This window comes from Pseudomonas extremaustralis, from assembly GCF_900102035.1.
In the GTDB taxonomy this organism is placed as follows: domain Bacteria; phylum Pseudomonadota; class Gammaproteobacteria; order Pseudomonadales; family Pseudomonadaceae; genus Aquipseudomonas; species Aquipseudomonas extremaustralis.
In genome coordinates this window covers 6113220-6132884 of the sequence record NZ_LT629689.1, presented here as the reverse complement: position 1 = coordinate 6132884, position 19665 = coordinate 6113220, and the positions used below count along the sequence as shown (strand labels likewise).

Annotated in this window: 22 protein-coding genes and 2 pseudogenes; 11 read left to right on the top strand and 13 right to left on the bottom strand. The window is 61.4% G+C overall.

Annotation, left to right across the window (positions count from 1 at the left end; genetic code table 11):
- The 3 genes from folX to BLR63_RS28240 are packed head-to-tail and all read left to right on the top strand — an operon-like array spanning nucleotide 1 to nucleotide 1026.
- Nucleotides 1-390 carry a dihydroneopterin triphosphate 2'-epimerase gene (folX, locus tag BLR63_RS28250; RefSeq protein ID WP_010566238.1) on the top strand — a complete coding sequence of 130 codons (390 nt, stop codon included), beginning with the start codon at nucleotides 1-3 and terminating at the stop codon, nucleotides 388-390.
- 5 nt (nucleotides 391-395) lie between these two features.
- Complete coding sequence (locus tag BLR63_RS28245) at nucleotides 396-692, top strand: DUF1244 domain-containing protein (RefSeq protein WP_010566237.1); 297 nt, start codon at nucleotides 396-398, stop codon at nucleotides 690-692.
- On the top strand, nucleotides 685-1026 hold the full coding sequence (locus BLR63_RS28240; RefSeq protein WP_010566236.1) for a HopJ type III effector protein: 342 nt from the start codon (nucleotides 685-687) through the stop codon (nucleotides 1024-1026). Before BLR63_RS28245 ends, BLR63_RS28240 begins: the two co-directional genes overlap by 8 nt.
- 91 nt (nucleotides 1027-1117) lie before the next feature.
- Here the strand turns inward: BLR63_RS28240 and trxB are convergent, their stop codons facing one another.
- Nucleotides 1118-2074 carry a thioredoxin-disulfide reductase gene (gene trxB / locus BLR63_RS28235; protein WP_010566235.1) on the bottom strand — a complete coding sequence of 319 codons (957 nt, stop codon included), beginning with the start codon at nucleotides 2072-2074 and terminating at the stop codon, nucleotides 1118-1120.
- A 282-nt stretch (nucleotides 2075-2356) separates the two neighbouring features.
- Between trxB and cysZ the strand changes: the two genes are divergently transcribed.
- Nucleotides 2357-3121, top strand: coding sequence for a sulfate transporter CysZ (gene cysZ / locus BLR63_RS28230; RefSeq protein ID WP_010566234.1), 765 nt, complete (start codon nucleotides 2357-2359; stop codon nucleotides 3119-3121).
- Between the two features lie 54 nt (nucleotides 3122-3175).
- Nucleotides 3176-4378 (top strand): glycosyltransferase family 4 protein, encoded by a 1203-nt coding sequence (locus BLR63_RS28225; protein ID WP_010566233.1) that lies wholly within the window; start codon nucleotides 3176-3178, stop codon nucleotides 4376-4378.
- Here BLR63_RS28225 and BLR63_RS28220 read toward each other — a convergent pair.
- From BLR63_RS28220 to rplU, 7 genes are all read right to left on the bottom strand, one after another.
- Nucleotides 4347-5450, bottom strand: a complete 1104-nt coding sequence (locus BLR63_RS28220) for an NADH:flavin oxidoreductase (RefSeq protein WP_010566232.1) — start codon at nucleotides 5448-5450, stop codon at nucleotides 4347-4349. The genes BLR63_RS28225 and BLR63_RS28220 overlap by 32 nt on opposite strands.
- 224 nt (nucleotides 5451-5674) lie before the next feature.
- A complete protein-coding gene (locus tag BLR63_RS28215; RefSeq protein WP_010566231.1) occupies nucleotides 5675-6157 on the bottom strand; it encodes a glutathione peroxidase in 483 nt (160 codons plus the stop codon).
- Between the two features lie 101 nt (nucleotides 6158-6258).
- Nucleotides 6259-6723: a CreA family protein gene (locus BLR63_RS28210; protein ID WP_010566230.1), complete on the bottom strand. Its 465-nt coding sequence runs from the start codon at nucleotides 6721-6723 to the stop codon at nucleotides 6259-6261.
- A 15-nt stretch (nucleotides 6724-6738) separates the two neighbouring features.
- Nucleotides 6739-7857 carry a glutamate 5-kinase gene (gene proB, locus BLR63_RS28205; RefSeq protein ID WP_010566229.1) on the bottom strand — a complete coding sequence of 373 codons (1119 nt, stop codon included), beginning with the start codon at nucleotides 7855-7857 and terminating at the stop codon, nucleotides 6739-6741.
- Nucleotides 7858-7968: 111 nt separating this feature from the next.
- On the bottom strand, nucleotides 7969-9192 hold the full coding sequence (gene cgtA / locus BLR63_RS28200; protein ID WP_010566228.1) for an Obg family GTPase CgtA: 1224 nt from the start codon (nucleotides 9190-9192) through the stop codon (nucleotides 7969-7971).
- Nucleotides 9193-9385: 193 nt separating this feature from the next.
- Entirely contained in the window at nucleotides 9386-9661 is a 276-nt protein-coding gene (gene rpmA, locus BLR63_RS28195) for a 50S ribosomal protein L27 (protein ID WP_010566227.1), read from the bottom strand.
- A gap of 34 nt (nucleotides 9662-9695) precedes the next feature.
- Nucleotides 9696-10010 carry a 50S ribosomal protein L21 gene (gene rplU / locus BLR63_RS28190; protein ID WP_007950961.1) on the bottom strand — a complete coding sequence of 105 codons (315 nt, stop codon included), beginning with the start codon at nucleotides 10008-10010 and terminating at the stop codon, nucleotides 9696-9698.
- A gap of 239 nt (nucleotides 10011-10249) precedes the next feature.
- Here rplU and BLR63_RS28185 point away from each other — a divergent pair, with 239 nt between their 5' ends.
- From BLR63_RS28185 to BLR63_RS28175, 3 genes are all read left to right on the top strand, one after another.
- Nucleotides 10250-11218: a polyprenyl synthetase family protein gene (locus BLR63_RS28185; protein ID WP_010566226.1), complete on the top strand. Its 969-nt coding sequence runs from the start codon at nucleotides 10250-10252 to the stop codon at nucleotides 11216-11218.
- Between the two features lie 134 nt (nucleotides 11219-11352).
- Nucleotides 11353-11694, top strand: a complete 342-nt coding sequence (locus BLR63_RS28180; RefSeq protein ID WP_010566225.1) for a zinc ribbon domain-containing protein YjdM — start codon at nucleotides 11353-11355, stop codon at nucleotides 11692-11694.
- Between the two features lie 159 nt (nucleotides 11695-11853).
- Nucleotides 11854-12111, top strand: a complete 258-nt coding sequence (locus BLR63_RS28175; protein ID WP_010566224.1) for a PA4570 family protein — start codon at nucleotides 11854-11856, stop codon at nucleotides 12109-12111.
- Between the two features lie 135 nt (nucleotides 12112-12246).
- Here BLR63_RS28175 and BLR63_RS28165 read toward each other — a convergent pair whose 3' ends face one another.
- On the bottom strand, nucleotides 12247-12864 hold the full coding sequence (locus BLR63_RS28165; protein ID WP_010566223.1) for an FKBP-type peptidyl-prolyl cis-trans isomerase: 618 nt from the start codon (nucleotides 12862-12864) through the stop codon (nucleotides 12247-12249).
- A gap of 272 nt (nucleotides 12865-13136) precedes the next feature.
- Between BLR63_RS28165 and BLR63_RS32515 the strand changes: the two are divergent.
- A pseudogene (locus BLR63_RS32515) lies at nucleotides 13137-14153 on the top strand (methyl-accepting chemotaxis protein); the annotation flags it as partial.
- A gap of 39 nt (nucleotides 14154-14192) precedes the next feature.
- On the top strand, nucleotides 14193-15056 hold the full coding sequence (locus BLR63_RS32510) for a methyl-accepting chemotaxis protein (RefSeq protein ID WP_373419564.1): 864 nt from the start codon (nucleotides 14193-14195) through the stop codon (nucleotides 15054-15056).
- A gap of 58 nt (nucleotides 15057-15114) precedes the next feature.
- On the opposite strand, the pseudogene BLR63_RS32055 reads toward BLR63_RS32510, so the two are convergent.
- The 4 genes and pseudogenes from BLR63_RS32055 to BLR63_RS28140 all read right to left on the bottom strand — a co-directional run.
- A pseudogene (locus tag BLR63_RS32055) lies at nucleotides 15115-15252 on the bottom strand (glyoxalase superfamily protein); the annotation flags it as partial.
- A gap of 55 nt (nucleotides 15253-15307) precedes the next feature.
- Nucleotides 15308-16771 carry an N-acyl-D-amino-acid deacylase family protein gene (locus BLR63_RS28150; protein ID WP_010566221.1) on the bottom strand — a complete coding sequence of 488 codons (1464 nt, stop codon included), beginning with the start codon at nucleotides 16769-16771 and terminating at the stop codon, nucleotides 15308-15310.
- A gap of 1 nt (nucleotide 16772) precedes the next feature.
- A complete protein-coding gene (locus tag BLR63_RS28145; protein ID WP_010566220.1) occupies nucleotides 16773-17633 on the bottom strand; it encodes a MurR/RpiR family transcriptional regulator in 861 nt (286 codons plus the stop codon).
- 12 nt (nucleotides 17634-17645) lie between these two features.
- Entirely contained in the window at nucleotides 17646-18995 is a 1350-nt protein-coding gene (locus BLR63_RS28140; RefSeq protein WP_010566219.1) for a GntT/GntP/DsdX family permease, read from the bottom strand.
- 248 nt (nucleotides 18996-19243) lie between these two features.
- On the opposite strand from BLR63_RS28140, the gene BLR63_RS28135 reads away from it, so the two are divergent.
- On the top strand, nucleotides 19244-19624 hold the full coding sequence (locus tag BLR63_RS28135; protein WP_010566218.1) for a lysozyme inhibitor LprI family protein: 381 nt from the start codon (nucleotides 19244-19246) through the stop codon (nucleotides 19622-19624).
- Nucleotides 19625-19665 lie beyond the last annotated feature (41 nt).

Below are 19665 nucleotides of genomic sequence, written 5' to 3'. Positions count from 1 at the left end.
ATGCCACAACTTCAACCAGGCATGGCGCGCATCCGGGTCAAGGACCTGTGCCTGCGCACCTACATCGGTATCAATGAGGACGAGATCCTCAACAAACAGGATGTGTTGATCAACCTGACCATCCTGTACGCCGCCCAGGACGCCGTGCGCGACAACGATATCGACCATGCCTTGAATTACCGCACCATCACCAAGGCGATCATCGCCCATGTGGAAGGCAACCGCTTTGCCCTGCTCGAGCGTTTGACCCAGGAACTGCTGGACTTGGTGATGAGCAACGAATCGGTGCTGTACGCCGAAGTCGAAGTGGACAAGCCCCATGCGCTACGCTTTGCAGAGTCGGTTTCGATTACCCTGGCGGCCAGCCGTCCGCCCCTGAATACGCAGTGAGCCTTATGAACGACCAACAACGCCTCGAACTCGAAGCCGCGGCCTTTCGCCGACTGGTGGCACACCTGGACAGCCGCAAGGATGTGCAGAACATCGACCTGATGAACCTGGCCGGCTTCTGCCGCAACTGCCTGTCCAAGTGGTACAAGGCCGAGGCCGACGCGCGCCAGATCGAGCTGAGCCTCGATGACGCCCGTGAAGTGGTGTACGGCATGCCGTACGCCGAGTGGAAAACCCAATACCAGCAAGAAGCCAGCGCCGAACAACAGGCGGCGTTTGCCAAAGGAAAACCCCATGACTGACCTGAACACCCTGCGCGCCAGCCTCGACAGCGGCGAACATCTCTTCGCCGACACCCTGGCCTTCATCGCCGCCGGTTACGACTACCAGCCGCAAGCCTTCACCAACGGCACCGTGGAAAACGCCGCCGGCCAGAACGAAGGTTCGTGCAAGACCCTGGGCCTGGCCCTGCTGGAAGGCTTGAGCGATCAACAAGCCTTGCTGGCGTTTGGCGAGCATTACCGTTCGGTGCTGGCCACGCCCGAGGGCAGTGACCATGGCAATATCCGCGCGCTGATCGAGCACGGCCTGGCAGGCGTCAACTTCAGCGCACAGCCGCTGACCCGCAAATCCTGATCAAACACAGATCAAAATGTGGGAGCGGGCTGAATTGCCCACAAAAAAAACCGGCCTCGCAGCCGGTTTTTTCATATCAACGGGTTCAGACCTATGCGTTCTGCAGATTGTCGAGGTAACGCTCGGCATCCAGCGCCGCCATGCAGCCGGCACCGGCCGAGGTGATCGCTTGGCGGTACACGTGGTCGGCCACGTCGCCGGCCGCGAAGATACCTTCGATGTTGGTCGCGGTGGCATTGCCTTCACGGCCGCCCTGCACCACCAGGTAACCGTCCTTGGCATCCAGCACGCCTTCGAACAGCGAAGTGTTCGGAGTGTGGCCGATGGCGATGAACACGCCGTCGACTTTCAGCTCATCGAAGCTGCCGTCGTTGTTCTTCAAGCGCGCACCGGTCACGCCCATGTTGTCGCCCAGGACTTCGTCCAGGGTGGCATTGAGCTTGAGGATGATCTTGCCTTCAGCGACACGGGCATTGAGCTTGTCGATCAGGATCTTCTCGGCGCGGAAGGTCTCGCGGCGGTGAACCAGGGTCACGGTGCTGGCGATGTTGGCCAGGTACAGCGCTTCTTCCACTGCGGTGTTGCCGCCACCGACCACGGCGACCGGCTTGTTGCGATAGAAGAAACCGTCGCAGGTGGCGCAGGCGGAAACGCCCTTGCCCATGAACGCTTCTTCCGACGGCAGGCCCAGATAACGGGCACTGGCACCGGTGGCGATGATCAGCGCGTCACAGGTGTAGACGCCATTGTCGCCGGTCAGGCTGTAAGGCTTTTTCGAGAAGTCGACTTTGTTGATGTGATCGAACACGATCTCGGTCTCAAAGCGCTCGGCGTGTTCTTTCATCCGCTCCATGAGCGCCGGGCCAGTCAGACCGTGGACATCGCCCGGCCAGTTGTCGACTTCAGTGGTGGTGGTCAACTGACCGCCCGCCTGCATGCCGGTGATCAGCAGTGGCTTGAGGTTGGCTCGGGCGGCGTAGACGGCAGCGCTGTAACCGGCAGGGCCGGAACCGAGAATAATCACTCGCGAATGACGGGTATCAGACATGACTCACTCCTATCGACCACCCGGACAACAAGGCGGCTGGAATAAAAAAGGGACCACGAAGCACTTGGGGAAGGCTTTAACTCGCAGACCCTGAAAATAATGGGTGCAGCGTATAGAGGGGGGCAAGATTAAGGAAATACGGAATAACAATCCAGCTCATAGGTGGTCTCTATGCAGTCGGCTCGGTTAATCGACGCCTTTGTTACCGCCGATGTCGCCGCTTTCGTCCTGGAGGCAAAGCCGGTAAGGTCGGCGCGTTCGTCATCCTGCTCGGAGTCTTCCATGCCCGCCCCTGTTCTTTCCGGTCCGCAATACCTGCGCGAAGGCCTCAAACTGGTGCTGAGCCCCGGCCTGCGTATGTTTGTGCTGCTGCCGCTGGCGATCAACCTGGTGCTGTTCGTCGGCTTGATTTATTTCGCCGGCCATCAGTTCAGCCTGTGGGTCGACGCCCTGATGCCGACGTTGCCCGGTTGGTTGAGCTTCCTCAGTTATATCCTGTGGCCGCTGTTCGTGGTGCTGGTGGTACTGATGGTGTTTTTCACCTTTACCATGCTCGCCAATATCATCGCAGCACCCTTCAACGGCTTTCTTGCCGAAAAGGTCGAGGTGGTCATACGCGGTACCGATGACTTCCCTGCGTTCAGTTGGGGCGAACTGGTGGCCATGGTGCCGCGCACCCTCGCGCGGGAAATGCGCAAGCTGGACTACTTCCTGCCACGGGCCATCGGCCTGTTCATCCTGTCGTTCATTCCAGTGGTCAACCTGATCGCTGCGCCGCTGTGGTTGCTGTTCGGGGTGTGGATGATGGCGATCCAATACATCGACTACCCGGCGGATAACCACAAGCTGGGCTGGAACGAAATGCTCGCCTGGCTGCGCCAGAAGCGCTGGCAGAGCATGAGCTTCGGCGGCATCGTTTACTTGGTGCTGCTGGTGCCGGTGGTCAACCTGCTGATGATGCCGGCGGCGGTGGCCGGGGCGACGTTGTTCTGGGTGCGCGAGCAGGGCGCCGAGGCGATGGCACGGCAAAGCGTGGCCAAGTCATAAATCCATCATCTGGGTGACACAATGACGACATGGCCCACAGCGACACTGTGGGTCATGACGACAGCTTCGCTTCACATCACTCTGATCACCGAAACCTTCCCGCCAGAGATCAACGGGGTGGCCAATACCCTTGGCCGTTTGTGCGAGGGTTTGCGCGCGCGCGGCCATCAAGTCGAGCTGGTACGTCCACGCCAGGGTGTCGACCAGACCCGGCCCAGCGACGCTGACTTGCTGCTGTGCCGTGGCTGGCCGCTGCCGGGTTATCCCGGCCTGCAATGGGGCCAGTCGTCGATGCACAAATTGCTGCGACGCTGGACGCGCCAACGCCCCGATGTACTGTATATCGCCACCGAAGGCCCACTGGGGCTGTCGGCGCTGCGTGCGGCACGGCGCCTGGGGATCAGTGTGGTCAGCGGCTTTCACACCAATTTCCAGCAGTACTCCAACCAGTACGGCCTGAGCCTCTTGAGCCGTGTGGTCACGCATTACTTGCGCTGGTTTCATAACCGTTCGACGTTGACACTGGTGCCCAGCGCCAGCCAGCGCCTGGAACTGGAGCGCCGGCATTTCGAGCGGCTGGGGATGTTGTCGCGCGGGGTCGACAGCCAGTTGTTCCAACCTGCCAGACGCGATAACGCCTTGCGCGAACGCTGGGGCCTGGGCAACGACGATTTGGCGGTACTGCATGTCGGGCGCCTGGCCCAGGAGAAAAACCTCGGGTTGCTCAAGCGGTGCTTCGACGCCTTGCAGAGCAGTTATCCACAGCGGCGCCTGAAGCTGATCATCGTTGGCGATGGACCGCAACGTGCAGTGCTGGAGCACGATTTGCCCGACGCGGTGTTTTGCGGCACCCAGCGCGGCGAAGAGCTGGCGCGGCATTACGCATCAGGCGATCTGTTTCTGTTCCCGAGCCTGACCGAAACCTTCGGCAATGTGGTGCTGGAAGCCATGGCCTCCGGGCTCGGCGTGGTGGCTTATGACCAAGCCGCCGCCACCCAGCATATCCGACATGGCTACAACGGCGTGCTGGCGATGCCGGGGGATGAGGACGCGTTTTGCGATGCGGCGATCTGGCTGCTGGAGGAACGTGAAACCTTGCGCAGAGTCAGGCTCAATGCCCGCCAACATGCCAGCCGCCAGGGTTGGGCGGCGATTATCGAGCAGTTCGAGCGCCAACTGCGCGGGGTGTGCGAGGACGGGCACCCAGTGCCCATCCTGAAGCCGCTTACACCAGGGTCGTCAACGCCTCACGACTGAACGGCAGGATGTCGCCCTCGCGCCCTTCGCGCACCTTCACCGCCCAATCCGGGTCGACCAGCAGCGCACGACCTACGGCGACCAGGTCAAACTCGTCGTTGTTCAGACGTTCCAGCAGCTTCTCCAAACTCGCCGGTTGCGCCACCTTGTCGGTGTTGACCATGAATTGCAGGAACTCACCATCCAGGCCGACACTGCCTACGGTGATCGTCGGCTTGCCGGTGAGCTGCCGCGTCCAGCCGGCCAGGTTGAGGTCGGAACCTTCGAACTCCGGCTCCCAGAACCGGCGGGTGGAGCAGTGGAAAATATCCACGCCGGCGTCGGACAGCGGCTTGAGGAATTCCCCCAGCGCCTCGGGGGTTTGCACCAGGCGCGCGGTGTAATCCTGCTGCTTCCACTGGGAGAAACGGAAGATGATCGGAAAGTCCGGGCCCACGGCGGCGCGGGTGGCCTGGATCAATTCGATGGCAAAACGCGAACGGTTGGCCAGGCTGCCACCGTATTCGTCGGTGCGCTGGTTGCTGCCTTCCCAGAAGAACTGGTCCACCAGATAACCGTGGGCACCGTGGATTTCCACGCCGTCCATGCCGATGCGCTGGGCGTCCTTGGCGGCCTTGGCGAAGGCGGCGATGACATCCTTGATGTCCTGGGCAGTCATGCCGTGGACGACTACGTTGCCGTCCTTGAGTTTTTCCATCGGGCCGTAGGCCGGCACGCTGGCGTCAGGCTCAGTGCCGATACGACGCACGCTGCCTACGTGCCAAAGCTGCGGAACGATCTTGCCGCCTTCGGCATGCACGGCGTCGACAACTTTCTTCCAGCCGGCCAGCGCGGCCTCACCGTAAAAATGCGGGACGTTCGGGTAGCCGTTGGAGGCCGGGTGATCGACCACGGTGCCCTCGGTGATGATCAGGCCCACCCCCGCTGCGGCACGCCGGCGGTAGTACTCGATGACCTTGGCATTGGGCACGCCACCGGGGGAAAACGAACGGGTCATCGGCGCCATGACCACGCGGGACGACAAGTGCAGTGCTCCGAGCTGGAACGGTTTGAACAAGGCTTGGACAGGCATGGCAACACTCCACGAAAGACGGGGTTTATGATGCCGATAATATGGGGAGCAAGGCGTGCTGAGTAGCACTATTGATCAGGGTGATTAAGGGCTAGAAATGCCGCGCCCCTGCCTGCAGGAGCGAGCTTGCTCGCGAAAAACGCAATGACACCGCGTTCATCCAGAATGCCCGCGTTATCGTTGACGATTTTCGCGAGCAAGCTCGCTCCAACAGGGGTGAGGGGTCAGCTCAGGGCTTTTTCGATGGCCTGGACGACGGTCGGATCGTCCGGTGCCGTACGCGGCGAAAAGCGCGCCAGCACCCGCCCGTCTTTACCCAGAAGGAATTTCTCGAAATTCCAGGTGATGTCCCCAGGAAACTCGGCCCCCTCGCCCGCCAGCAAGCGGTACAGCTGGTGACGCTCAGGGCCGTTCACATCAAGTTTGCTGCCCAGGGGAAAGCTCACGCCGTAATTGAGGCTGCAGAATTCCTGGATTTCTTTCTCAGTGCCAGGTTCCTGGCCTGCAAACTGGTTGCAAGGCAGGCCAAGCACGGTAAACCCCTGGTCCTTGTACTGCTGGTAGAGGTTTTCCAACGCCGCGTATTGCGGGGTCAAGCCACATTTGGAGGCCACGTTGACCACCAGCACAACTTGCCCCTTGAAGGGCGCCAGCGGCAGCTCTTGTCCGTCCAACGCTTTGAGTTTCAGGTCGTGGAAAGCACTCATGACGAACTCCAGATTTCCCATGTTCTTTGCAGTGCAGCTGCTCGAGATTACAACCCGCAAGTCTGCAATCATAGACGCCGCTGACAAAACTCGCCTGCTGACTACTGAGCGGTCGGCCACGGCAAAATCGGAATCGCCGTCACCGCATTCTGCGGGCTACCTTCGATCAGGCGGTCGCTGTAGACCAGGTACACCAAGGTGTTGCGCTTCTTGTCGAGAAAGCGCACCACCTGCATGGTCTTGAACACCAGCGAGGTACGTTCCTTGAACACTTCGTCGCCGTCCTTGAGCTCGCCCTTGAGGCGGATAGGTCCAACCTGGCGGCAGGCAATCGAGGCTTCGGCACGATCTTCGGCCAGGCCCAGGCCGCCTTTGACGCCGCCGGTCTTGGCGCGGGACAAGTAGCAGGTCACACCGTCGACCTTGGGGTCATCGAAGGCTTCGACCACGATACGGTCGTTGGGACCGACGAACTTGAACACCGTCGACACCTGACCGATCTCTTCGGCCGAGGCCAGCAGCGGCAAGGCCAACAGCAGGCCGAGCAATCCCTTCATCACACGCATGGTGTATTCCTTTGGTTAAACCAGGATCAGGTTGTCACGGTGAACCAGTTCCGGCTCCGCCATATAACCCAAGAGTCCGACAATCGCATCGGATGATTGTCCAATAATTTTCTGCGCTTCGAGGGCGCTGTAGTTGGCCAGGCCACGGGCGATCTCACGACCGTCCGGCGCCACGCACACGACCATCTCGCCACGGCGGAAGCTGCCCTGCACCAGTTTGACCCCTACCGGCAGCAAGCTCTTGTGGCCTTGGGACAACGCCGCTACGGCGCCGTCGTCCAGTACCAGGGTGCCACGGGTTTGCAGATGCCCGGCCAGCCACTGCTTGCGCGCCGCGAGCATGCCGCGCTCCGGCGACAGCAGCGTACCGATGCGCTCGCCAGCCTTGAGGCGGTCCAGCACGCGCTCCAGGCGCCCACCAACGATGATGGTGTGGGCACCAGAGCGCGCAGCCAAACGTGCGGCGCGCAGCTTGGTCTGCATGCCGCCACGGCCCAAGGCGCCGCCGACGCTGCCGGCCACGGCATCCAGCGCCGGGTCATCGGCGCGAGCCTCGTAGATCAGTTGGGCATCGGGGTTGTTGCGCGGGTCGGCGTCAAACATGCCATCGCGGTCGGTGAGGATCACCAGCAGGTCGGCTTCCACCAGGTTGGCCACCAGGGCGGCCAGGGTGTCGTTATCGCCGAAACGGATTTCGTCGGTGACCACCGTGTCGTTCTCGTTGATCACCGGGATGACCTTGAGCTCCACCAGGGTGCGCAAGGTGCTGCGGGCGTTGAGGTAGCGCTTGCGGTCGGACAGATCGTCGTGGGTCAGCAGGATCTGCGCCGTGTGGCAGCCGTGCTCGGCAAAGCTGGATTCCCAGGCTTGCACCAGGCCCATCTGGCCGATGGCGGCGGCGGCTTGCAGCTCGTGCATCGCGCTGGGTCGCGCGGTCCAGCCGAGGCGGCTCATCCCGGCGGCAACCGCCCCGGACGACACCAGCACCAACTCGACACCGGCCTCATGCAAGGCCACCATCTGCTCGACCCACACGCTCATGGCTGTGCGATCCAGACCCTTGCCATCCGCCGTCAGCAGCGCACTTCCGATCTTTACGACCCAGCGCTGCGCACCTGTCACTTTGCTCCGCATCATCTTCAACCTTAGATAGAGGGCTGCACGCGACCCAGCGCCGCCCATAACGTTATACCCGGATACCAAAACGCCGCTCCTGGGAGCGGCGTTCAAGTTTATCGCAACGGATCAGTCACGCACGTAAATGATTTCCGGACCGTCTTCGTCATCCACGTCTTCTTCGTCCCAATCATCGTCGCCGATGTCATGGACCGACTTCACGCCGCTGCGGCGCAGGGCACGCTGGTCGTCCAGGGCCTGCAGCTGGGCGCGGGCTTCGTCTTCGATGCGCTGGTCGAGTTCGGCCAGTTCGGCCTTGAACACCGGGTCGGCCGCCAGGCGGTCGGCGCGGTCTTCCAGGTAGCGCATGATGTCGCGGGTCAGGCGCTCGGTGCCTTCTTTGGCGATAGCCGAGATCACGTAGACCGGACCGGTCCACTCCAGGCGATCGACGATTTCCTTGACGCGTTCCTCGTGCTCTTCTTCGAGGATCTGGTCGCACTTGTTCAGCACCAGCCAGCGATCACGCTCAGCCAGGGACGGGCTGAACTTGGTCAGTTCGTTGACGATCACTTCGGCGGCGTCCGGTGCGCTGGTGTCATCCAGCGGCGCCATGTCGACGAGGTGCAGCAGCAAACGGGTACGCGACAAGTGCTTGAGGAAGCGAATCCCCAGGCCGGCGCCATCGGAAGCACCTTCGATCAGGCCGGGAATGTCGGCGATCACGAAGCTTTTCCAACGGTCGACGCTGACCACGCCCAGGTTTGGCACCAGGGTGGTGAACGGGTAGTCGGCGACTTTCGGCTTGGCGGCCGAGACCGAGCGGATGAAGGTACTTTTGCCGGCGTTCGGCAGGCCCAGCAGGCCCACGTCAGCCAATACTTTCATTTCCAGCTTGAGGTCACGCTGCTCGCCCGGCTTGCCCGGCGTGGTCTGGCGCGGCGCACGGTTGGTACTGGACTTGAATCGGGTGTTACCCAGACCGTGCCAGCCGCCCTGCACAACCATCAGCTTCTGGCCGGCCTTGGTCAGGTCGCCAATCACTTCCTGGGTGGCCGAGTCGATGATCGTGGTGCCGACCGGTACACGCAGCACCAGGTCTTCGCCTTTTTTACCGGTGCAGTCGGTGCTGCCGCCGTTGGAGCCACGCTCGGCGTCAAAGTGACGGGTGTAACGGTAGTCGACCAGGGTATTGAGGTTTTCGTCGGCCATCATGTAGATGGAACCGCCGTCACCGCCGTCACCGCCGTTGGGGCCACCGTTTTCGATGAATTTTTCGCGACGGAAACTCATGCAACCGTTACCGCCGTCGCCTGCTTTTACTCGGATGGATACTTCATCAACGAACTTCATAACAAAACGCCTCTCGCCGCACGGACGAGCTTAAGAAACCAAGACATAAGACTCTTGCAAAAATGAGCGCAGCGACCTCAATCAACGACCGCAAATCCAGCGCTTGAGCTCATTACAAACAGCTTTGCAAGAGACTCACTCCACAAACGAAAAAGCCCCGTCGCGAGACAGGGCTTTTCCAGCAACTACGTAATTATGCCGCGACGACGTCAGTCTTCGGGACGATGCTCACGTAACGGCGACCGAAGGCGCCTTTTACTTCGAACTTGATCACGCCTTCGACTTTAGCGAAGAGAGTGTGATCTTTACCAATGCCAACACCGTAACCGGCGTGGAATTGGGTGCCGCGCTGACGCACGATGATGTTGCCCGGAATGATAACCTGGCCGCCATACATCTTCACGCCAAGGCGTTTGGCTTCTGAGTCGCGACCGTTACGGGTACTACCACCAGCTTTTTTGTGTGCCATGAGTCAATTCTCCTAGTGAGGAATTAGGCTGAAATTAAGCCTGAATACCGGTGATTTTGATCTCGGTGTACCACTGGCGGTGGCCCATACGCTTCATGTGGTGCTTACGACGACGGAACTTGATGATGCGGACTTTATCGTGACGACCTTGGGAGATCACTTCAGCCACAACGGTAGCGCCGGCAACCACTGGAGCGCCAATGTTCACGTCATCGCCATTGGCGACCAACAGAACGCGATCAAAAGTCACGGATTCGCCGGTAGCGACTTCCAGTTTTTCGATCTTCAGGTATTCACCTGGGGCGACCTTGTATTGCTTGCCACCAGTAACAATTACTGCGTACGACATGGTATTTCTCCGATAATCCTGCTCACCCAGCGCTTTATAAGAAGAGGTATTGGCTGGCATGGCTGCATGGGATGGACGTCCCGAATGCAATTGCGTAAGGCAGGTGCTGCCCAGGAAGTTCAGGGTGCGCGATTGTACGCAAGGCTTTGGTGCGTTGCAAGTAGCCGTCTATCGCGCCTTGACACCCGGGGGTCAGGGTCCTAGCATGCCGCGCAACCCTTCTGGAGCGACTGTCGCTGATGCAACCCCAAGCTTTCTACCGCGCGGTCGCGGACGATTTTAGCGCCGTCGACGGCATCATCAAGCAGCAGCTGACATCTAAAGTGCCGCTGGTCTCGAAAATCGGCGACTACATTACGTCGGCGGGCGGCAAACGTCTGCGTCCTTTATTAGTGCTGCTGTGTGGCAAGGCCCTGGGCCGCGAAGGCGACGACCTGCGCCTGCTGGCCGCCACCATCGAGTTCCTGCACACCGCCACCTTGCTGCATGACGACGTGGTCGACATGTCCGGCATGCGCCGCGGCCGCGAGACCGCCAATGCCATGTGGGGCAACGCCCCCAGCGTTCTGGTGGGCGACTTCCTGTACTCGCGCTCGTTCGAGATGATGGTCGAGCTGGGCTCGATGCCGGTGATGAAGATTCTTTCACAGGCCACGCGCATCATCGCCGAAGGCGAAGTGCTGCAACTGTCGAAAGTCCGCGATGCCAGCACCACCGAAGAAACCTATATGGAAGTGATTCGCGGCAAGACCGCGATGCTCTTCGAAGCCTCCACCCACAGCGCTGCTGCCTTGTGCGGCGCGACCGCCGAACAGGCCGAAGCCCTGCGCACCTTTGGTGACCACCTGGGCGTAGCGTTCCAACTGGTGGACGACCTGCTCGACTACCGCGGCGACGCCGAAACCCTGGGCAAGAACGTCGGCGATGACCTGGCCGAAGGCAAACCGACCTTGCCGCTGATCTACACCATGCGCGAAGGCACGCCAGAACAGAAAGCCCTGGTGCGCAAGGCGATCCAGAAAGGCGGGATCGAAGACCTGGAAAGCATTCGCGCCGCCGTGGAAGCGTCAGGTTCCCTGGACTACACCGCACAACTGGCGCGCGACTATGTGGCGCGGGCAATCAAGTGCCTGGACGCCATTCCTGCCAGCGAATACCGCGACGCCCTGGTTGAACTGAGCGAGTTCGCGGTCGCCCGCACGCACTAGAAATACCCAATGAGGGAGGGGGCTTGCTCCCTCCGTCATTTAGTTTGTACTACCCATCCAAGAGCGCGCCCTGCCTCGCTACAATTCCCTATATAATGTGCGACTTTAGCCATCCTGACCGTTAAGGAGCTTTAGTGAGCACGTTGCCACCCTGCCCGAAATGCAATTCCGAATTCACCTACGAAGACGGCGCCCAGCTGATCTGCCCGGAATGCGCCCATGAGTGGTCCGCCACTGGCGAGACCGAAGCAGCCGGCGATGAAACCGTGAAGAAAGACTCTGTGGGCAATGTCCTGCAGGACGGCGACACCATCACCGTGATCAAGGACCTCAAGGTCAAGGGCACATCCCTGGTGGTCAAGGTCGGCACCAAGGTCAAGAACATCCGCCTGTGCGACGGCGACCACGATATCGACTGCAAGATCGACGGTATCGGCCCGATGAAACTCAAGTCCGAGTTCGTGCGCAAAGTCTGATGCTATCCCCCCATCCCGCGCCCGCCGCGGGATGGCGTTTTGCCCTCCCTGTTGATCGAACGCAATCCCCACCCACAAAACTCCAGAAACCGCCAATAGGCACTTGCTATTCCACAAATAAGAATTATTCTCATTGAAACCCATCAAGGAGAACGCCCCATGACTTATTTGATAGATGCCTGGCTGGACCGCCCACACCCTTACCTGCGTATCCTGCATCGGGAAACCGGAGAAGTCTGTGCGGTGCTGGAAGAAGAAGCGCTGAATGAACTGCAGGACCAGGGCGACCTGGACGTGAATGGCCTGAGTTCCAGTGAACCCGGTGTGCTGAAGGAGGTGGCGCGTAATCTGTTCCTGTTCTGCTATGCCCGAGCGTTGCGCCCGGCGACAGAACTCAATGGCAAGTTTCATCCATGAGCGACCGCACAACCCCCTGTAGGAGCGAGCTTGCTCGCGAAAAAACCCAAGACACCGCGTTTATCCAGGAAACCCGCGTTATCGTTGACGGCCTTCGCGAGCAAGCTCGCTCCTACAGGTGATCTGAAGCAGGTCTTACAGAACGTCGAGCAGCTCGACGTCGAACACCAGAACGCTGTGCGGCGGGATGCTGCCAACGCCTTGAGCGCCGTAAGCCAGTTCGCTCGGCACGTACAGACGCCATTTGCTGCCGGCATTCATCAGTTGCAGGGCTTCGGTCCAGCCTGGGATCACGCCGCCAACCGGGAATTCTGCAGGCTGGCCACGCTCGTAGGAGCTGTCGAACACGGTGCCGTCGATCAGGGTGCCGTGGTAGTGGGTACGCACCTGGTCTTCACGGGTCGGCTTGGCGCCTTCACCTTGGGTCAGCACTTCAAATTGCAGGCCGGAAGCCAGGGTGGTGATGCCGTCACGCTTGGCGTTTTCAGCCAGGAACGCCAGGCCCTCGCCTGCTGCGGCTTCAGCCTTGGCAGCTGCTTCGGCTTGCATGATTTCGCGGATGACCTTGAAGCTGGCGGCCATTTGTTCCTGGTCAACACGGCTTGGCTTGCCGGCGAAGGCGTCGGTCAGGCCAGCCAGGATCGCGTCCAGGCTCACACCCGGTGGTGGGTTGTCGCGCAGTTGGTCGCCCAACTGACGGCCGATACCGTAGCTGACGCGGGTTTCGTCGGTGGACAGATTAACTTCGGACATGAAGAGGCTCCGCTGTAGGGCAGCGCTGAAAACCCTGGTTTCCCGCACCGCCCAAAACTAAAAGGGCCCGCAGACTAGCACAGAATGTGAGCGCGCAATGAGTGCCACCCGCGTCATGGCTAGCGGGCGCCGCCGATCAGTTGCACACATATGCTTACGAATTAATCGTTTCAGTTTCCCACCCTACCGCCGATATGGCCTGAACACCTTGGCTGGCTCAAACAACCAACAACACCGTCCAGCAGACAGACATCACTTTTGCGGAGCACTCGATGAACAGCTGGTTCGGTAACATCAGCGTCAACCTCAAACTGGGCCTGGGCTTTGGCCTGGTACTGGTCCTCACCTCGATCCTGGCCCTGACCGGCTGGACCAGCCTGGGCAGCCTGATCGACCGCAGCAACTGGATGAGCGACATCACCCAGCTCAACGCGTCCCTGACCAAACTGCGCGTCGCACGCCTGCAATATATGCTCGCCAACGGCGACGAAACCGTGGCGCAGACGGTACAGACCAACCTGGATGCCTTCGCTGCCCAGCAACAGAAACTCCTGGACAGCTTCAAGAGCCCGGAAAACCTCAAGCTGCTCAATGAGCAGAAAGCGATCATCACCGCCTACCAGCAGTCCTTGAATAAAATGCGCGAGGCCTACCGTAACGGCAACGCTTCTCGCCAAGTGATGGGCGACAAGGCCGACATCGCCAACGCACAGATCAACGCGCTGGAAACCAGCGTGAAACAAATGCCCGACAGTTCGGAACACCTTGCCCAATTCCAGGCGGTGGCCGATGCCAAACTGCAATTCCAAATCGCCCGCTACGAAGTGCGCGGCTACACCGGTAACGTCAATGCGGACACCGAAGCCCGCGCGGCGGCGCAGATCGACAAAGCCATCAATGGCCTGAAAAACCTTAGCGCCCTATTCGGCAGCAGCCAGCAAAGCGCCTTGACCGCCCTGGAAACCGCCCTCGGCGACTATCGCAGCGCCGTGCAGAACTACAAGGCCGCCAATGCCAACATCGTGAGCGCCCGCGCCGAAATGACCACCCAAGGCGCCGACATTGTCACCATCAGCGACAAGCTCTACGACATCCAGCTTGATCGTCGCGACGCCGAAAGCGCCCAAGCCCGCAACCTGCAATTGATCAGTACGTTGCTGGCGCTGCTGGTCGGCATCATCGCGGCACTGGTCATCACCCGCCAGATCACGCGCCCGATCCAGGAAACCCTGGCCGTGGTGGAACGCATTGCGTCCGGTGACTTGAGCCACAACATCCAGGTCACCCGCCGCGACGAGCTGGGCGTGCTGCAACAAGGCATCCAGCACATGGGCACCACGCTGCGCGAACTGATCAGCGGCATTCGCGACGGCGTCACCCAAATCGCCAGCGCCGCCGAAGAGCTGTCGGCCGTGACCGAACAGACCAGTACCGGTGTGAACAGCCAGAAGATCGAGACCGACCAGGTCGCCACCGCGATGCATGAAATGACGGCCACCGTGCAGGAAGTCGCGCGCAACGCCGAGCAAGCGTCCCTGGCCGCTGCCGATGCCGACGGCCAGGCCCGCGCAGGCGACAAGGTGGTGGCCGAAGCCATCGCCCAGATCGAACGCCTCGCCGCCGAAGTGGCGCGCTCCACCGATGCCATGGCCCACTTGCAGCAAGAGAGCAACAAGATCGGCAGCGTGATGGACGTGATCAAGGCCGTGGCCGAACAGACCAACCTGCTGGCGCTCAACGCGGCGATTGAAGCGGCACGCGCCGGTGAAGCCGGCCGAGGGTTTGCCGTGGTCGCCGACGAAGTGCGCGGCCTGGCCCAGCGTACGCAAAAGTCCACCGAAGAGATCGAAGGCCTGGTGGCCGGCTTGCAGAATGGCACCCAGCAAGTGTCCAACGTGATGAACAACAGCCGCAGCCTCACCGACAGCAGCGTCGAGCTGACGCGCAAGGCCGGTGTGTCCCTGGAGAACATCACCCGCACGGTGTCGAACATCCAGTCGATGAACCAGCAGATCGCGGCCGCCGCCGAGCAGCAAAGCGCCGTGGCTGAAGAGATCAGCCGTAGCATCGTGAATGTGCGCGATGTGTCCGAGCAGACCGCCACCGCCAGTGACGAGACGGCCAAGTCGAGCGTGGAACTGGCGCGACTGGGCAGCCAGTTGCAGCAGATGGTCAGCCATTTCCGCGTGTAAAACGCAATCATCGTGGCGAGAGAGCTTGCTCCCTCGCCACAGGAGGGTTTTATTGCCCTCAGGCCTGCACGTCCTCGACAAACACCACGCGATTCCCAAACGGGTCCTTGATGCTCATCTCCCGCGTCCCCCAAGACGTTTGCTCAACCTCGGGCTTGGCATAACGGTAATCCTTGCCCGCCAACTGCTGCTGAGGATGGGGATGACTTTTCCTAAGTGCATGGCAACCGCTTCGTGTAAAAGAGCGTCCACTATAGAGGTGCAAACCCGCGACGCAAGTCCCCGTTACGCGCCAGGAATCGTCCCGACCGCCGCCCATTCGCCCGCCCCTCGCTGTAGCTCAACACGCCGTTGACCCACACCCCATCAATCCCCTCGGCCGCGCGCTGCGGCTGCTTGAAGTCCGCCACATCCCGCACCCGCAACGGGTCGAATAGCACCAGGTCGGCCCAATGCCCTTCGCGAATTTCGCCACGTTCGGACAAGCCAAACCGCGCCGCCGACAACCCGGTCATCTTGTGCACCGCCGTGTGCAGCGGAAACAGCCCGACATCCCGGCTGAAATGCCCCAACACCCGTGGAAACGCGCCCCACAAGCGCGGATGGGGGAACGGATCTTCAGGCAGCCCATCCGACCCTACCATCGACAGCGGATGCGCGAGGATGCGGCGCACGTCCGTCTCATCCATCCCGTAATACACCGCCCCCGCCGGTTGCAGGCGACGGGCCGCGTCCATCAGCGAAACGTCCCACTCGGCAGCGATGTCCTGCAAGTCCCGCCCCCCCATGTGCGGGTGCGGCGTGGACCAGGTGATGGTGATGCGAAACGCATCGGTGACTTGCTTGAGATCCAGGGTCGAGGAACTCGCCGCATAGGGGTAGCAATCGCACCCCACCGCCTGGGTTTTCGCCGCCTGCTCCAACGCTGCCAACAGTTGCGGACTACGCCCCCAATTACCCGCACCGGCACATTTGAGGTGGGAAATGATCACCGGCGCCTTGGCGTGCCGGCCGATCAGGAACGCCTCGTCCAGTGCCTCCAGCACCGGCTCGAATTCGCTGCGCAAATGGGTGGTGTACACCGCACCGAAAGCGCTCAGCGCTTCACTCAATTGCAGCACTTCCTCGGTGTCGGCCTCAAACGCGCTGGCGTAGGCCAGGCCAGTGGATAACCCCAGCGCGCCGGCTTCGAGGCTTTCCTGCAATTGCACACGCATCGCGATGATTTCACCGGGCGTGGCGGTGCGCTGCAGATCGTCCATATGGTTGCTGCGCAGCGCCGTATGGCCGATCAACGCGGCGACGTTGACCGCCGGGTGTGCATGTTCCACCGCCGTGCGGTAATCGATAAAGCGCGGGTAGGCGAAGGCTTCCGCGTTGCCCAGCAGGTTCATCGGGTCCGGGGGATTGCCGCGCAGGCTCACCGGCGCTGCGCTGATCCCACAGTTGCCGACAATCACCGTGGTCACGCCCTGGCTGAGCTTGGGCAACATCTGCGGCTGGCGTATCACCACGGTGTCATCGTGGGTGTGCACGTCGATAAAACCCGGCGCCAACACGCGACCGCCAGCCTCCAGCTCATGCACGCCATGAGCCGCCGATAGATCGCCGATGTTCTCGATGCGCCCGTCGCGCAGCCCCACATCGGCGACATAGCCCGGCGTGTTGCTGCCATCAATGATTAGCGCCTGACGAATCAGCGTGTCGTACGTCATGTCAGTCTCCAAGCGGCAGGCTGTCGGGGCCGCCGCGATAGTCGTCCAGGGCCAGTTTGATGCGGCGCAGGCGTTCCTGGTTGTCGTCCGGCATGGCCAGCGCCAGCTCGGTGGCGAGCAGGTCGATGGCCAGCAGCATGCCGTAGCGCGCCGCCGTGGGTTTGTAGATAAAACTGGTTTCGGCCGGCTGCAGCGGCAGCAGTACATCCGCCAACTGGGCCAGGGGCGAATCGGCCAGGGTGATGGCCAGGACGCGCGCGTCGTAGTTGCGCGCCAGTTCCACCACGTTCAGCAACTCGGGGGTAAGGCCGCTGAGGGAGCACACAATCAGCGCATGCTCGGGGCCCAGGGTCGCCGCCGTCACCCGCATCATCACCGGGTCATGGCACGCGGCAATCGAGTAGCCCAGACGCACCAGGCGCACCTGCAACTCATCGCTGCACAGGCTCGACGGGCCGCCCATGCCGAACGCATGGATCATCCGCGCCTTGCCCAGCAGGCTGACCGCATCGACGAAACTCGTCTGCTTGAACCCCGACAGGTGCTGGCGCAAGGTCGCCTCGATATCCCCCAGAATCTGGCGATGGAACGCCGACTGCTCGGGTTTGCCTGCCGGGTCCAGGAAGCGACTGCCGACGCCGCTGGCCTGGGCCAGTTGCAGACGCAGGTCACGCAAATCCCGGCACCCGACGCTGCGCGCAAACCGCGACAACGTGGCGGTGCTGACCTCGGCGCGCTGGGACAACGCCTCCAGGCTGGCCGACGCAGCGAACCCCACATCCTCCAGCATCAGCCTGGCGATGCGTCCTTCGCCGGCGCTGAAGGAATCCTGACGGGCGCGGATCTGGTAGAGGATGTCCATGGGGTCTCCGGATTACAGGATGCGGGACAGACCATAGGTCAGACCGAAGGCGACCAGCGAAATCAGGGTCTCCAGCACGGTCCAGGTCTTGAAGGTCTGGATCACGGTCATATTGAAGTATTCCTTGATCAGCCAGAAGCCGCCGTCATTGACGTGGGAAAAGATCACCGATCCCGCACCGGTGGCCAGCACCAGCAATTCAGGGTGTGGATAACCCAGGGCCAGGGCGACCGGCGCGACCACGCCGGAAGCAGTAGTCATCGCCACGGTGGCCGAGCCGGTGGCGATGCGCATCAACGCGGCGAACAACCAGCCCATCAGCAGCGGTGACAGGTTGAAGGCATGGGCCAGGCCAAGGATTTCATGGGTGACACCGGCGTCCACCAGGATGCGATTCAGCCCGCCGCCCGCGCCCACCAGCAAGGTGATGCTCGCGGTCGGCGCCAGGCATTCGTTGGTGAACTTGAGGATCGCTTCGCGGTTGAAGCCTTGGGCCAGGCCCAGGGTCCAGAAGCTCATCAGGGTCGCCACCAGCAGTGCGATCACCGAGTTGCCGATAAACAGCAGGAACTGGTTGAACCCACTGCCCGGCGTGGAAAGCACGTTGGCCCAACCGCCGATCATCATCAGCACCACCGGCAACAGCAGCGTGCCCATGGTCAGCGCAAAGCTCGGCAAACGGGTGCGGGGTTCACGCTCGATGAATTGGCGTTCCAGCGGGTTGTCCGCCGGCAACTGAATGCGCGGCACGATGAACTTGGCGTAGAGGGGACCGGCGACGATCGCCGTGGGGATGCCGATCAGAATCGCATACAACACGGTCTGCCCCACCGACGCGTTATACGCCAGCACCGCCATCATCGCCGCCGGGTGCGGCGGCACCAGCGCATGCACCACCGACAACCCGGCGACCATCGGCAGGCCGACCATCAGGATCGACACCCCGACCCGCCGCGCCACGGTAAAGGCGATCGGCACCAGCAACACAAAACCGACCTCAAAAAACAGCGGCAGCCCCACCAGGAAGGCGATGCAGACCATGGCCCAGTGGGCATTGCGCTCGCCGAAACGGTCGATCAGCGTACGCGCCACCTGCTCGGCACCACCGGACTCGGCCATCATCTTGCCGAGCATGGTGCCCAGCGCCACCACCAGGGCGATATGCCCCAGGGTTTTACCGACGCCCGCCTCGTAGGAGCCCATGATGGTGTCCGCCGGCATCCCGGCCATCAGCGCCAGGCCGATGGACACCAGGGTGATGACGATAAACGGGTTGAGTCGGTAACGTGCAATCAGCACGATCAAAGCAATGATGGCGATGGCAGCGTACGCCAATAGCCCGAAGCCCGGTGATGCGGCCATGCGGTACTCCTCGCAAAGGGTCACGTCGAATGAGTGGTGAAACTCATAAATCATTACCGAGGCGTATTTTCAAACCGGATGAAAGTCATTTTCGTGCACGGATAAGCGCTGTCGCGTTGGGACATGCCCGACAGGCGTGGATGAAAATTCGGGGGGTGTTCTTACATGAAGATCAGAGGATGTCGGAAACCCGGCGGCGACCATCGAGTCGTAGAATGCGTACTCCCTCATGCCCAGGAACATCGACCATGATTCGCACCTCCCTCACCGCCGGCGCCGTACTGCTCGCCCTGTGCGGCGTCGCCTCGGCCGCCGAGAACGCGGCGCTGAAAAAATGCATGGACGGCGCCAACACGACCGCTGACATGGTCAGTTGCAACGCCAAGGCCACCAAGGTTCAGGACGACCGCCTGAACCGCGCCTACAAGACCGCCCTTGCCGCCCAGGAAGGCGCGCGCAAACAGCAACTGCAGGATGTGCAGCGCCTGTGGATCAAATACCGCGACGCCAATTGCGCCTTCGCAGGCTCCGCCACCGGCGGCACCCTCGACCAGGTCAATGGCTCCGGCTGCGTGCTGGACATGACCCAGACCCGCGCCCAGGAACTGGAAGACCTGGTCGGCCCGTAACCCTAGCCCCTGTAGGAGCGAGCTTGCTCGCGAAAAACCTG